The sequence below is a fragment of the Verrucosispora sp. WMMD573 genome, assembly GCF_027497175.1.
Lineage (GTDB): Bacteria > Actinomycetota > Actinomycetes > Mycobacteriales > Micromonosporaceae > Micromonospora.
The window spans coordinates 3625297-3639492 of record NZ_CP114901.1 but is presented as its reverse complement, the minus strand read 5'-3'; the positions used below and the strand labels follow the sequence as shown (position 1 = coordinate 3639492).

Here is a 14196-nt window from a genome sequence, read left to right as displayed (position 1 = left end):
CGAGCCGACCCACCCTGACGCGCTGCGCTGACGACTCACGCGTCGGCGAGCGCCCGCTCGACCGTGAGCAGCAGTCGGGGCACCTCCGACTCGGGCAGCCCGCCGCCCTGGGCCAGCTCGGGGCTACCGCCGCCACGACCCGAGAACGCCGCCTTGACCAGCTCGTTCGCGGCGATGCCCCGGCTGCGGGCGGCCGGGTTCACCGCCACCACCAGCGACGCCTTGCCGTTGGCTCGGGCGGCCACCGCGACCACCCCGGGCCGGGACGCGTCGATCCGGCCCCGGATCTCCTGGGCGAGGGTGCGCACGTCGTTGCCGGCCGCCCCCTCGGGCGCCTCGGTGCCCACGTAGGCGACCCCGGACACATCCTTGGCCTGGGCGGCGAGCGCCGCCGCGCCGCCGAGCACCAGCTGCGCGCGCAGCTTCTCCAACTCCTTCTCCGCGTCGCGCAGCTGGGTGACCGTCTGCTCGACCCGGTCGGCGACCTGCTCGGAGGGGACGCGGTACAGCTCGGCGAGGCGGGACACCAGCAGGTGTTCGCGGGCCAGGAAGTTGAACGCGTCCATCCCGACCAGCGCCTCGACCCGACGTACGCCGGAACCGATCGACGACTCGGAAAGAATCTTGACCAGACCGAGCTGACCGGAGCGGGCCACGTGGGTGCCGCCGCAGAGTTCGCGGGCGTAGTCACCGACCTCGACCACCCGGACGTGCTCGCCGTACTTCTCGCCGAAGAGCGCCATGGCACCGATGCGCCGCGCCTCCTCCAGCGAGGTGACGAACGCGTGCACCTCCAGGTCGGCCAGTAGCACCTCGTTGACCTGCTGCTCCACGTCACGCAGCACGCTGGGTGCCACGCCGGTGGCGGTGTTGAAGTCGAAGCGCAGCCGACCGGGGGCGTTCAGCGAGCCGGCCTGGGTGGCGGACTCGCCGAGGAAGTTACGCATCGTCTGGTGCACCAGGTGGGTGGCGGTGTGCGACCGGGAGATCGCCCGCCGCCGACTGGTGTCGATCTCGGCGTAGCCGGTCTCCCCCGCGCGCACCTCGCCCCGCAGCACCCGGGCCCGGTGCACGATCAGCCCCGGCACCGGCTGCTGCACGTCGAGGACCTCGACTTGGCCGCCGCCCACCGTGATCATGCCGAGGTCGGGCTGCTGACCACCGCCCTCGGCGTAGAACGGGGTGGTGTCGAGCACCAGCTCGATGGTGTCGCCCTCGACGGCCGCCGCGCGCGGACCCTCGGTGCCGAGCACCGCGCGGACCGTCGACTCGCGGGACACCTCGGTGTAACCGGTGAAGGTCACCGGGCCGCCCGCGTCGAGCACCGAGCGGTACGCCGACAGGTCGGTGTGCCCGGTCTTGCGCGCCTGCGCGTCGGCCTTGGCGCGGGCCCGCTGGTCGGCCATGAGCCGACGGAAGCCCTCCTGGTCGACGGTGAGCCCCTGCTCGGCGGCGATCTCCAGGGTCAGGTCGATCGGGAAGCCGTAGGTGTCGTGCAGCTGGAACGCCTTGTCTCCGGAGAGCGCCGGCCGCCCCGCCGACCTCGTCTCGGTGATCGCGGTGTCGAGGATCGTCGTGCCGGCCCGCAACGTGGCCAGGAACGCATCCTCCTCGGCGTACGCGTATGCCGAGATCCGGTCGAAGTCCGCCGCCAGCTCCGGGTACGACGGGGCCATGCAGTCCCGGGCCACCGGCAGCAGCTCCGGCAGCGCCCGCTCCTGCCAGCCGAGCAGCCGCACCGACCGGATCGCCCGCCGCATGATCCGCCGCAGCACGTACCCACGCCCCTCGTTGGACGGGGTCACCCCGTCACCGATGAGCATCAGCGCGGTACGCACGTGGTCGGCGATCACCCGCAGCCGCACGTCGTCCGGGTGTGACTGGTTGGCGGCGTGGCCCGAGTGCGCGCCGTACCGCTTGCCGGTCAGCTCGGCCGCGCGGTCCAGGATCGGGCGGACCTCGTCGATCTCGTAGAGGTTGTCGACGCCCTGCAGGATCGACGCCATCCGCTCCAGGCCCATGCCGGTGTCGATGTTCTTCGCCGGCAGCTCACCCAGGATCGGGAAGTTCTCCTTGTCGGTGCCCGGACCCCGCTCGAACTGCATGAACACGAGGTTCCAGAACTCCAGGTACCGGTCCTCGTCGACCTCCGGGCCGCCCTCGGCGCCGTAGGCCGGCCCCCGGTCGTAGTACAGCTCGGAGCACGGGCCGCACGGCCCGGGGATGCCCATTGACCAGAAGTTGTCCTTCTTACCCCGGCGCACGATGCGCTCGTCGGGCACCCCGGTACGACGCCAGATGTCGTACGCCTCGTCGTCGTCGAGGTAGACCGTCGCCCAGATCCGCTCCGGATCCAGCCCGAACCCACCGGCCTCGACCGACTTCGTGGCCAGCTCCCAGGCGAGCGGGATCGCCCCTTCCTTGAAGTAGTCGCCGAAGGAGAAGTTCCCGTTCATCTGGAAGAACGTCCCGTGCCGGCTGGTCTTGCCGACCTCGTCGATGTCCGGCGTACGGATGCACTTCTGGACACTTACCGCGCGCCGGTACGGCGGCGTCTGCTGGCCCAGGAAGTAGGGGACGAACTGCACCATGCCGGCGTTGACGAACAGCAGGTTCGGGTCGCTGATGGCGGGCAGCGGAGCGGACGGCACCACGGTGTGACCGTTCGCCTCGAAGTGGGCGAGATACCGCCGCTTGATCTCCGCCGTCTTCATCGCTGGTGTTCCTCCGGAAAGATCTCTCGGTCGCCGACCCGCGGGTCCTCCCGCAGCTCGGCGAACTGGTCGTCGAACGCCTCGCCCTGGGCGAACGCCTCGTGGATCTCGTGCTCCCGCTCGGCCATCCCGGCGCGTACGTCCGCCACGAAGCTACGCAGTTCCTCGACCAGTCCGCCAGCGGATTGCGACAGGTTGTCGGCGATGCCGGCCGGGGTGTACGCGTGCGCGGCGCGGGTCGCCTTGCGCACCACCACGACACCGACGGCCAGGCCGATACCCAGCCAGAACAGGCGCCTCATGCTCGTACCTCCGGGTGCCCTCGGGGTCAGCGGTTCCCGCGCCGGGCGGCGCGCCGCTGAGCCTTGATGGTGTCCCGCACCTCGCGCTCGGTCTCGGCGTGCCGGCGCGCGGCGGCGGCCTTGCGTACGCCGTACCCGAACGCGGCGACCTTGACCAGCGGGTTGGCCGCGGCGGCGGAGACCACGGTGACCAGGTTGGCGACGTTGGCGCTGATGTTCTGCGCGTGACCGGTCATGGTGTCGACCTTGGCCAACTGGAGGTTGACCCCGTCGAGCGAGGTCTGCACCTGCTCCAACGTCACGTTGACGTTGCGTACCGTGGTGTTGACGTCACCGAGCAGGGGACCCGTCCGGTCGTTGAGGTCGTTGATCATGCGGGTGGTGGCGTCCACGGTGTGCCGCAACCGCAGGATGGGCAGCGTCAGGATCAGCACCAGCATCGCGAACGCGATCGCCGCGATCAGCGCCGCGACCTCCAAAAAGCCCACGCCAGTCCTCCTCAAACTGTGCCGTCGGGGCGCAGCGCCCCGACCCGCACGACCGTCTCGCCCACGTCAACGTCGAGTGCCCGGCCGACGGCCGGTCACCACCAGCACCTGACCCTACCGTCCGTGATGACGATCGGCTCAGGACGGTGGTGACGGCGTCAGGTCGCTCAACGGGTCGTCGGTAAGTGTCGGGAAGGGATCCTCACCGGTCAGCGAGGGATCGGTGCTCGGCTGTGGCCGCGTCCGCTCGTCGTCGATCGCGTTGCGCACCTTCACCGACACCAACGATCCGGGGCACTCCTGCGCCGCGGTGGACGGGTCGGGAACCGGCACCACCGCGGGCTCGCCGTCCACCGGTGGCGGCACGCAGGTCCGTTCCCGTACCCATAGGTCGAGGGTGAGCTCGTCCCGCCGCCAGCAGGTGTAGCTGCCCTTCTCCTCCTGCTCCGGGCAGTAGTTGGGCGTCCACCGCTGCCAGCCGTCGCGAGTCAGCGCGGCCTCGTACGCCTGGGCCGTCTCGTCCGGCGACCGGTCGGAGGTGGCGGTGCGTTCCCGCAACCGACAGTCGAGCAGGCACCACTGGCTGCCGCTGACGTCGTCGACCGGTTCGACCGAGGCCCAGGACGGCACCTCCAGTTCGTCCAGCGAGGCGAAGACCGGATCCCGGTTCATCGTCTGCACCCCGAAGAACGCGGGGAGCACACCGAGCAGCAGGACGCTGGCCAGCACCAGCACGGCGGCGCGCAGCCGCGGGGAACCTGGCGCCTGGCGGCGCGACTCACCACCCTCGCCGGTCTGGTCGCCCTCGGGCCGGTCGACGTCGGCGGCCGGCGGCACCTCGGCACGTCGGGCCATCGGCTTCCCGGGATGCCCGGTCGGATCGGCCGGCGCCACGGCAGCCGCGGCGCGGGCCACCGCCGGAGCCGCACCGCCGCGCCCGGGGGGCACCGGCGGCACCCCGGAGGGTTCGGGACGCGCTGGATGGCGGTGCGGTGGCGTGGCCCGGCCAGCCAGCCGGTCGTCCGGTCGCGCCGACGCGCCGGCGCGAGCCGCGACCGGCGAACCGATCGGACCGGCGCCGACACCCCGGACAGGGTCAGCGCCGGCGGAGCCGGCATCGGGCCGGACCGCGCCACGGGCGGGGCCTGACGGCGGGTCGCCCGGGCGACCGGCCGGGCCGTCAGGCCGGGCCGCGCCACGCGCCGGGCCCGCGGGCGGACCCTCGGGGCGGGCCGCACCACGCGGCGGAACCCCAGGCGCACCACCGGGCCGCCCCACACCAGGCGGCGGACCCACGGGCGGACCATCCGGACGGGCCGCACCACGCGGCGGAACCCCAGGCGCACCACCGGGCCGCCCCACACCAGGCGGCGGACCCACGGGCGGACCCTCGGGGCGGGCCGCACCACGTGGCGGAGCCCCAGGCGGGCCCTCAGGACGCCCCGCACCGCGGGGCGGGCCGTCGGGCCGGGCTGCCGGGCCGTTGGCACCGATCCGGGGCAGGGTGCCGGCCCGACCGGTTGACCCAGGTCCATCCGGGGCAGGACCGGCCGGCGGAGTGGGGCGGCCCGGTCCAGCCGGTGGCCCGTCGTGGCGGCGGGCGGGCCCGGCACCCGGGCGTTCCGGTCCCGGCTCGACGCCGCGTCCATCGGCCGGTGCGGCACCCGCGTTCGGCCGACCGGGCGGGCCGACATCTGTGCCACGCCGGTCGCCGACCATCGGCGTACCGCCGGAGGGCGTACCGATCACGCGGCCGGACGGTGCGCCGGCTCGCTTGCTGATCGTGGGCAACGCCGGGTCGGTGTGGTGCGGTCGTCCGGCCTGCCGGAGCCAGTCAGACGGCCGCTCCGGTCGGCCGGCTCGGCCCTCGACCGGCCGCACACCGCCGGCGGGAGTTTCGGTAGCGGCGCCCGCCACCGCGTGCCGTCCGGACGGCTCCTCGGCCGCCGCGCGCCGGCCCCGGGTCGGTGTGTCCTCCGCGTCGGCCGCGCGGCGGGTGCGCTGTGGCTCGGCCGGCCCATCGGCAGGGCGGCGGCCGAACGGCGGCTGCGATTCGGGTGCCGTCCGGCGCCCCGACGCCACGTCGCCGGTTCCCTCGGGGCCGACCGCGCCGGGTGCGGTCCGGCGGTCCCGGTCGGTGCCGGTCGGTGCGCCCGACTCCCCGCCACGGACGGGTGTGGGCTGGGCAAGCCCAGCGGCCGGATGGCCGGACGGAGCACCGGGGACCGGTGGCGCATTGCCCGACAGCGGCACCACCGGCCGTTCCTCTTCCGGCTCGGCGGCCCGCCGACGGCCGGCTCGCCGACCGCCGGCCGGTGCACCACCCGGCCGGCCGGCGGCGGGTGCCATGCCGGGTGCAGCCGAGCCGGGGGTGGTGTCCGGCGATGCCGGGACGGGTTCGGCCGAGGGCAGGCGGCGCGGACCGGCGGGCGCGGCGTTCGGCCGGCCGCCGGGCACGGGCCGCTGTCCGGGCGGACCCGACACGGGGCCTGCGGACGGACCCGGCACTGAGCCGGTGGGCGCACCCGACACCGGTCCGGACGGCCAGCCCGGGACGGTCGGTGCGCCGGAGACCGGGCCTGCCTCCGGAACCGGCCTGGGACCGTCACCCGGAACCGGCTCACCAGGATGTGGCCGCCGGGTGGGCGGGCCGGCGGCTGCGGGCTGCTGCGGCCAACCGGCCGGCGGGGTGTTCGGTGCGTTGGGCTCGTGACGGGCGGCGAACGGCGGGGGACCCGGCAGCCGCCCGCCGGGCGGGCGGGCCGGCGGACGGGCAGCCGGATTACCCGGCCAGGGGCCGTCGACGGGACGCGCTCGCGGGGGTTCGGCCGGGCCTCGGCCAGGTGGCGGCGCTGCCGGACCGTCCGGTCCCGGGTGGTTGACCGGCGCGGGACCGGGCCGCACGGGTGGCTGCTGACCGGGTCGCTCCGGACCGCTGCGTCCCGCGGCGGGAGGCTCGACGGCGACACCATCGGGGCCCAGCTCGGCACGCTGCTGCTTGGCCGAACGCAGGTCGTCGATCCAGCCGAAATCCTCGCCGCCGCCCGACTCCTCCGGTGCGGCGGCCTCGGATCTACCCCGACCCCAGCGACGATTCTTGCCGCGCCGCGCGTCCGGGCTGTCGTCCGGTCGGTCCGACGATTTCACTGTTGACCCCTCCCGTCGGCGCTCGCGCCGACCTCTTCGGCCACCTGGGCTGTCGTGGCCGTACGACCGTCGTCATCGTCCCCCCCGGACGACGTCGGCCGGGCCGGCCGACCGCCCCTTGCCGGCTCGTCCGTGCGGGCAGGGGTGGACAGCCCGCGGACGATCCGGCGCAGCAACGGCAGCCGGCCGGCCACCGATCGCTCCGCGCCGTGCTGACTCGGCCGGTAGTAGTCGGTGCCGACCAGGTCGTCGGGCGCGTACTGCTGGGTGACCACGCCCCGCTGGTCGTCGTGTGGGTAGCGGTAGCCGATGCCGTGCCCGAGGCCCCGGGCACCGGAGTAGTGGGCGTCGCGCAGCCCTCGGGGCACCGGACCGCCCCGGCCGGAGCGCACGTCGGCCATCGCCGCCCCGATGGCGGTGGTCGCCGAGTTCGACTTGGGTGCGGTGGCCAGGTGGATGACGGCCTGGGCGAGATTGAGCTGCGCCTCGGGCAGGCCGACGTACTCCACGGCGTGGGCCGCGGCGGTCGCCACACCGAGTGCCGCCGGGTCGGCCATGCCGACGTCCTCGCTGGCGAAGATGACCAGCCGCCGCGCGATGAATCTGGCGTCCTCCCCGGCGACCAGCATCCGGGCCAGCCAGTGCAGTGCCGCATCCACGTCAGAACCGCGCATGCTCTTGATGAAAGCGCTGGTCACGTCGTAGTGGGCGTCCCCCGCCCGGTCGTAGCGGACGGCCGCGGTGTCCACCGCGCGTTCGGCGGTGGCCAGGTCGATCTGGTCGTTGCCCAGCGCGGTCGTCGAGGCGGCCGCCGCCTCAAGTGCCGTGAGCGCCTTACGGACGTCCCCACCGGCCAACCGGACCAGGTGTTCCTCCGCCTCGGCTGCGAGGGTGAGCGCGCCGCCCAGCCCGCGCCCGTCGACGAGCGCACGGTGCAACAGCCCGCGTACCGCGTCGTCGTCGAGGGGTCGGAGGGTGAGCAGCACGCACCGCGAGAGCAACGGGGAGATGACCGAGAAGTACGGGTTTTCGGTGGTGGCCGCCAGCAGCGTGACCGTCCGGTCCTCCACCGCGGCGAGCAGCGAGTCCTGCTGGGTCTTGCTGAACCGGTGCACCTCGTCGATGAAGAGCACCGTCGGCGGGCCGCCCGAGCGCCGCTGTCGCCGAGCCGTGTCGATCACGGCACGCACGTCCTTGACCCCGGCGGTCAGCGCGGACATGGCGACGAACCGCCGGTCCGTGGCGGCGGCGACCAGGTGGGCGATCGTGGTCTTGCCGCTGCCCGGCGGCCCCCAGAGGATCACCGACATCGGCGCGTTGCCGGCGACCAGCTGCCGCAGCGGCGCACCGGGGGCGAGCAGGTGTTCCTGGCCGACCAGCTCGTCCAGACTGGCCGGGCGCATCCGGACCGGCAGCGGCGCGTCCGGCCCGGCCGGGTTGAAGCCGCCGACGCCACCGGAACCCGCCTGCGTACCGGGTGCGGCGGCGGGTTCACCGAGGGTGAAGAGGGCGTCGGACTCCATCACGAGAACAGTACCGGGCTCGGCCGACAACGCCGGAATCGCGCCGCCGGCCGAGCCCGGGGTGGTCGTTTCCGGTCAGCCGCGCCCCGGACGGCGACCGCGGTACCAGCGACCACCGCCGCCACCCGGGCCCCGGCCGACGCCGGCCAGGTATAGCGAGAGCAGCAGCAGACCGATCAGCACCAGGGTGTTCCAGTTGAACAGGTCCGGCGCGCCGAGTTTGGTGTCCAGCAGGTCAAGCAACAGGGCGAAGCCGAAGACGACGGCCGCGGCGATGGCGAGCATGACGTTCCTCCGGTGGGGGGGTTCCAGTAGGTCGGCGCGGGATGTACCCGATCGGTCGGCTCGCCAATCTCCACGGTGGATCACGCGGCGCCTACCCACCCGCCGCTTACGCTGACGAGATGATCAACGCCGACGAGGCCCTTGATGGGCGGGACGCCATCCTGGCCGCGACGGGCCACCATCCCTTCGTGCGGCACTCGCTGCCGATCCACGAACCGGCGCAGGGCTGGCGACGCGCCGGGACCGTGTGCTGGCTGCTCACCGTCGAGCAGGGGCCGGTCGGTGGTGTGATCGGCGCGTCAGACACGGCGATCGACCTGGTCAGCACGCTGGCCAGGGAAGGCAGGCTAGGTGCCGGACGGTGGCTGCACCTGCCCCGTACGGATCCGGTGCCGCTCGGCCCGGCCGTGGCCGGGTACGAGGACTGGAATTTTCTCTGGACGACAGATACGCCGCCGGCCCAGCCCGGCGAGGAGCGGATGGAACGACTGACCGAGGCGGACCACCCAACCCTGACGGCGCTGATCGACGAGGCGTTCCCGACCAGCACCGCCCGCCCCGGCAGTCCACAGGTGCGCGACTGGTACGGCATCCGCGACGGTGACCGGCTGGTCGCCTGCGGCGCCGACCGGACCCGGGGCGAGGTCGGTTTCCTCGCCGGACTGGCGGTGGCGCCGTGGCACCGGGGGCGCGGTCTCGGTGCGGCGATCACCGCCGGGATGACCCGGGTCCTGCTGGACCGGTACGGCATGGTGGCGCTGGGCGTCTACCCGAGCAACGTGACGGCGATCCGGCTCTACCGGCGACTCGGCTACGCCGACACGTTGCCGCTCACCTCGGTCCGCTTCGTCTGATCGTCGGTGGGACCGCCGACGATCCTGCCGGCTGGGCCGGCGGCCGGGTCGGCGGCCGGGTCGGCGGCCGGGTCGGCGGCCGGGTCGGCGGCCGGGTCGGCGGCCCGCCTCGGCTGGCCGGTACCCCGGCCCGCCCGCCAGGCGGGCAGGTAGAGCGGTGCGGCGACCGCCAGAGCGACCGCACCGACGAGCATCGCGGTGCTCACCCCGGCCCGGTCACCGATGAAGCCGAGCAGCACTGCGCCGACGGCGGCAGCCGGCATGGCCATCATGGAGTTCACCGAGATCACGCTGGTCCGGTACGGGCCGTCGACCTGCCGATGCAGGAGTCCCATGTGCAGCGGGTTCGACGCGCCGTGCACGGCATAGCAAGCGACGAAGGCGACCAGCACCCCGACCGGGCCGGCGAGCAGCCCCATGCCGACGACCGTGATCCCCTGCACGACCCGTAGCAGGGCGGCACCGGGCGCGGCACCGAGCCAGCGGAGGAGCAGTGGGGTGGCAGCGGCACCGCCGGCCGAGGCGAGCCACGCCGCCGTACTGGCCGGGCCGAGCAGCGCGGCAGCCCGGTCGGTGTCTCCCACCACCTCGGCCAGGCGGACCGGCAACAGGTTCTCGAAAGTGACCATGCCGAAGCCCCAGAACAGCTCGACCGTCACCAACGCGAGCAGCACCCGGGAGCGACGCAGCAGACCGAACGCCTCACCGACCATGCGCGGCGCCTCGCGTAGCGACGATCGTAAGGCATCCGTGCCGACTGCCGGGCGCTGCTCCACCAGCAGTGCCAGCAGACCCGTCAGGGCGATCGCCTGCAACAGGAGCGCCACCACGACCGGCGTGGTGAGGGCGCTGACCGGCCCCACCGGGCCGAGAGCCACCAGGCCGCCGCTGAGCAGCGCGCCAGCGGCCATGCACAGGCCGAGGACCATGCCGGCCTGGCCCAGACCCTTCTCGTACGCGGCTTCGGGGTCGACGGCGAGGGTGGAGTCGACGTACCAGGATTCGAGGGGGCCGCTGTCCAGGGCGCGGAACACGCCCTGCATCGCCCAGACGGTGGCCAGCAGGGCCAACGAGTCGGCGACCACCAGGAGGGCCAGCGAGGCTAGTCCGACCACGTTCGCCACCACCAGCACCGGCTTGCGGCCCAGCGCGTCGGCAAAGCCACCGGTCGGCAGCTCCAGGGCGAGGACCACCACCCCCTGCGCGGCGGCGGCCAGACCGATCTGGGTCAGGCTCAGGCCGCGCTCCTGCATCAGCAGGATCACCACCGGGATGAGCAGGCCGGTCGGTAGCCAACGCAGGCCGTGCAGAACCAGGAAACGGCGGCGGATCTGGGTGACGGTGAGGGTGCTCCTCATCGGGCGTCCCGCACCAGGGGAAAGCCGGCGACGAAGAGGATGACCTGCGCTGCGTCGGGCCCGGCCGGTGCGTCACGGTACCGCTTGATCACCGCCGACAACTCGTCGTTGAGGGCGCGCAGCTGGGCGGGCGAGAGGGTGAGCAGTGCGTCGCTGAAGTCGACGGCCTGACGCCACTCGCGCGGCCGGTCGTGCTGCACACCCACCCAGCGCTGGGCGAACTCGGCCACGAACTGAAAATGCCTGCGCTGCACCCAGTCCGCCGCGTCCCGGGCCTGCGGGTCGTCCTCGAAGTCGGTGGGCTGCCACGAGCTGATGTCGTGGGCGGCGCGCCAGTAACGCCGCCGCCCGACGCCCTCGGCCGGCTCCTCGACGACCAACCCGACCTCGGCCAGGTGACGCAGGTGGTAGCTGGTCGCGCCGGTGTTGGTGTCGAGTTCGGCGGCCAGGTCGGTCGCGGTCGCCGGTCCACCGATACGCAGGGCGCCGAGCAGCTGGACGCGCAGCGGGTGGGCGAGTGCCCGGATCTGCCGTGCGTCGACGTGCACGACGCTCGGTTCGATGTTTGTGGACGCATCCTCCATGAATGCACACTAGCTGTGCACACTTGCTATGCACAAGTGTTGTGCATAGCAAGTGTGCAGTAGCCGCACCGGCCGTGCGCGACTCTTCAGCAGGTGAGCAACTCCGAGACGCCGCGCAGCCGGGTGCGGAGCAGGCCGGCGGCGCGGGAGGAGTCGAGGCGTACCTCGGTGGGGCGCACCACGCCGGCGGCGGCGCCGGTGGTGGTCTTCAGGCCGGCCGGGTCGATGCCCTCCCGGCGGGCCACCAGCAGGCCCAGCTCCGCCCGGCTGACCGCGTCCGGGCCCGCCACGTTCAACGGTCCGGCGACATCGGAGTCCACCAGTTCGAGCGCGGCGGCGGCGAGGTCGCCGACATCGATCGGGCAGCGCAGCTCGTCGGTGAACAGGGTCGCCCGACCGGCCAGCGCATCCCGGCAGAGCTGGAGCTGCTTGCTGCCCTCGCCGAGGATCAGCGAGGTACGCACCAGCACGGCACCCGGGTCGATCGCACGCACCGCCGTCTCCGCAGCCGCCTTCGCCGCACCGTACGGAAAGATCGGCGTGGGCGGATCGTCGTCGGCGTACGCCTCGGGTCGCCCGGCGTGCAGAGCGTCGCTGGAGATGTGCACCAACCGGGCGCCCACCCGCGCGGCGGCATCCGCCACGTGCGCCGCCCCGTCGGCGGTGACCGCCCAGTCGCCGTACCGGTAGGGGGTGGCGACCACGGCGTCCGGGCGTACCGCCGCGAGCAGGTCGACCACCGCGGCCCGGTCGGTCACGTCCAGCCGACGCACCTCGACCCCTGGCACCCCGACCACACCGGAGTGGCACGTCCCCACCACCACCCACCCGGTCCGCACCGCGAGCCGACAAACCTCCCGCCCCAGAAACCCACTCCCACCCACCACCAGCACCCGCACCGTCGCCTCCCTCACCCGCCACCCACACCGTTGATCATGAACTTGTTGTCACGCCACGCCGGTCCACGGGACAACAACTTCATGATCGACGAGGAGGCGGGCTGGCCGCGCAGGGGCCGGGAGGGTGAGGCGGGGTGGGTCAGGTGGGGTCGGCTACGGGGGCGGCGGGGCCGGCGGTGCCGGCGTGGGAGGGCGGCTGCTGGGGCTTGGGCTTGGCGTCGATGCCGGCCTCGGTGCGCTGCTGGGCGGTGATCGGGGTGGGTGCGCCGGTGAGGGGGTCGAAGCCGCCCCGGGTCTTCGGGAAGGCGATCACCTCGCGGATCGAGTCGGCCCCGGCGAGCAGCATGCAGACCCGGTCCCAGCCGAACGCGATGCCGCCGTGCGGGGGCGGGCCGTAGCTGAACGCCTCCAGCAGGAAGCCGAACTTGTCCTGGGCCTCCTCGGGGCTGATGCCGAGCAGGTCGAACACCCGCTGCTGCACGTCACGGCGGTGGATACGGATCGAACCGCCGCCGATCTCGTTGCCGTTGCAGACAATGTCGTACGCGTACGCCAAGGCCCGGTCCGGCGCCTCCTCGAACCGGTCCATCCACTCCGCGTTGGGCGAGGTGAACGGGTGGTGCACCGCCGTCCAGCCTCCCGCCGCGCCGTTCTCGTCCGACGTCCGTTCGAACATCGGCGCGTCGACCACCCAGCAGAACGCCCAGGCGCTCTCGTCGACCAGGCCGGCCCGCCGCGCGATCTCGATCCGGGCCGCGCCGAGCAGCTCCTGCGCCTCGCGGGTCTCCCCGCTGGCGGCGAAGAAGATCGCGTCGCCCGGCTTGGCGCCGACCGCGTCGGCCAGCCCGTTCAGGTGCTCGGCCGACAGGTTCTTCGCCACCGGGCCGCGTGCCTCGCCGGTCTCGGCGTCGAGCACCACGTACGCCAGGCCCTTGGCACCGCGCGCCTTGGCCCAGTCCTGCCAGCCGTCCAGCTCCTTGCGGGTCTGGGCCGCGCCGCCGGGCATGACCACCGCGCCCACGTAGCCGCCCGCGTCGATCGCGCCGGCGAACACCCGGAAGGTGGTGCCGCGCAGGTAGTCGGTCAGCTCGGTCAGCTCGACGCCGTAGCGCAGGTCCGGCTTGTCCGAGCCGTACCGGGCCATCGCGTCGTGCCAGGTGATCCGTGGGATCGGCCGGGGGATCTCGTGGTCGGCCAGCTCCGCCCAGAGCGCGGCGACGATCGCCTCACCCAGGTCGATCACGTCGTCCTCGGTGACGAAGGACATCTCGATGTCCAACTGGGTGAACTCCGGCTGCCGGTCGGCCCGGAAGTCCTCGTCGCGGTAGCAGCGGGCGATCTGGTAGTAACGCTCCATCCCGCCGACCATCAGCAACTGCTTGAACAGCTGCGGCGACTGCGGCAGCGCGTACCAGCTGCCCGGCTGCAGACGCACCGGCACCAGGAAGTCGCGGGCGCCCTCCGGCGTGGACCGGGTCAGCGTCGGCGTCTCGATCTCCAGGAAGTCCCGCTCGTGCAGCACCGTACGGGCCAGCTGGTTGGCGCGGGACCGCAGCCGCATGGCGCGCGCCGGGACGCCGCGACGCAGGTCGAGGTAGCGATACTTGAGCCGGACGTCGTCCCCGGCCACCACCTGGTCGTCCACCGGCAGCGGCAGCGGCGCGGCCTCGGAGAGCACCTCCAGCTCGGCCGCCGTCACCTCGATCTCGCCGGTGGGCAACTCCGGGTTCTCGTTACCCTCGGGCCGCCGGGTGACCTCGCCGACTACCTTGACGCAGTACTCGTTGCGCAGCGCGTGCGCGTCCTCCTCCCGGAGGACCACCTGCACCACGCCCGAGCCGTCGCGCAGGTCGACGAAGATGACACCGCCGTGGTCTCGCCGGCGGGCCACCCACCCGGCGAGCGTCACCGTGGTGCCGGCGTCCGTCGCGCGCAGGCTGCCGGCGTCATGGGTACGGATCACGACGTGCGTCTCCCTCGTCTTGCCCTACGTCTACTCCCCGGCATTCTGTCAGCACCCGCCCGTCGGCGTTCCCCGGGTG

At 73.4% G+C, this 14196-nt stretch carries 11 protein-coding genes; 1 reads left to right on the top strand and 10 read right to left on the bottom strand.

The window, feature by feature from the left end:
- Positions 1-35: 35 nt before the first annotated feature.
- The 6 genes from alaS to O7601_RS16655 form a co-directional block, all read right to left on the bottom strand.
- On the bottom strand, positions 36-2714 hold the full coding sequence (gene alaS / locus O7601_RS16680) for an alanine--tRNA ligase (protein ID WP_281562046.1): 2679 nt from the start codon (positions 2712-2714) through the stop codon (positions 36-38).
- Entirely contained in the window at positions 2711-3016 is a 306-nt protein-coding gene (locus O7601_RS16675) for a hypothetical protein (protein WP_093404399.1), read from the bottom strand. The genes alaS and O7601_RS16675 overlap by 4 nt, the downstream gene beginning before the upstream one ends.
- Before the next feature lie 26 nt (positions 3017-3042).
- A complete protein-coding gene (locus O7601_RS16670; RefSeq protein ID WP_164445188.1) occupies positions 3043-3504 on the bottom strand; it encodes a DUF948 domain-containing protein in 462 nt (153 codons plus the stop codon).
- A gap of 138 nt (positions 3505-3642) precedes the next feature.
- The gene (locus O7601_RS16665; protein WP_281562045.1) at positions 3643-4452 is read right to left on the bottom strand and encodes a hypothetical protein; all 810 of its coding nucleotides are present in this window, start codon (positions 4450-4452) and stop codon (positions 3643-3645) included.
- 2195 nt (positions 4453-6647) lie between these two features.
- Positions 6648-8174: a replication-associated recombination protein A gene (locus O7601_RS16660; RefSeq protein WP_281562044.1), complete on the bottom strand. Its 1527-nt coding sequence runs from the start codon at positions 8172-8174 to the stop codon at positions 6648-6650.
- Positions 8175-8249: 75 nt separating this feature from the next.
- The gene (locus tag O7601_RS16655; RefSeq protein ID WP_093404409.1) at positions 8250-8459 is read right to left on the bottom strand and encodes a hypothetical protein; all 210 of its coding nucleotides are present in this window, start codon (positions 8457-8459) and stop codon (positions 8250-8252) included.
- A gap of 119 nt (positions 8460-8578) precedes the next feature.
- Between O7601_RS16655 and O7601_RS16650 the strand changes: the two genes are divergently transcribed.
- Positions 8579-9313, top strand: coding sequence for a GNAT family N-acetyltransferase (locus tag O7601_RS16650; RefSeq protein ID WP_281562043.1), 735 nt, complete (start codon positions 8579-8581; stop codon positions 9311-9313).
- Here the strand turns inward: O7601_RS16650 and O7601_RS16645 are convergent.
- The 4 genes from O7601_RS16645 to aspS form a co-directional block, all read right to left on the bottom strand.
- Positions 9271-10671: an MFS transporter gene (locus O7601_RS16645; RefSeq protein WP_281562042.1), complete on the bottom strand. Its 1401-nt coding sequence runs from the start codon at positions 10669-10671 to the stop codon at positions 9271-9273. The two genes, O7601_RS16650 and O7601_RS16645, sit on opposite strands and share 43 nt — an antisense overlap.
- Complete coding sequence (locus O7601_RS16640; protein WP_281562041.1) at positions 10668-11255, bottom strand: helix-turn-helix domain-containing protein; 588 nt, start codon at positions 11253-11255, stop codon at positions 10668-10670. The genes O7601_RS16645 and O7601_RS16640 overlap by 4 nt, the downstream gene beginning before the upstream one ends.
- 86 nt (positions 11256-11341) lie before the next feature.
- Complete coding sequence (locus O7601_RS16635; protein ID WP_281566951.1) at positions 11342-12154, bottom strand: sugar nucleotide-binding protein; 813 nt, start codon at positions 12152-12154, stop codon at positions 11342-11344.
- Between the two features lie 139 nt (positions 12155-12293).
- Positions 12294-14117: an aspartate--tRNA ligase gene (gene aspS, locus O7601_RS16630; protein ID WP_281562040.1), complete on the bottom strand. Its 1824-nt coding sequence runs from the start codon at positions 14115-14117 to the stop codon at positions 12294-12296.
- Positions 14118-14196 lie beyond the last annotated feature (79 nt).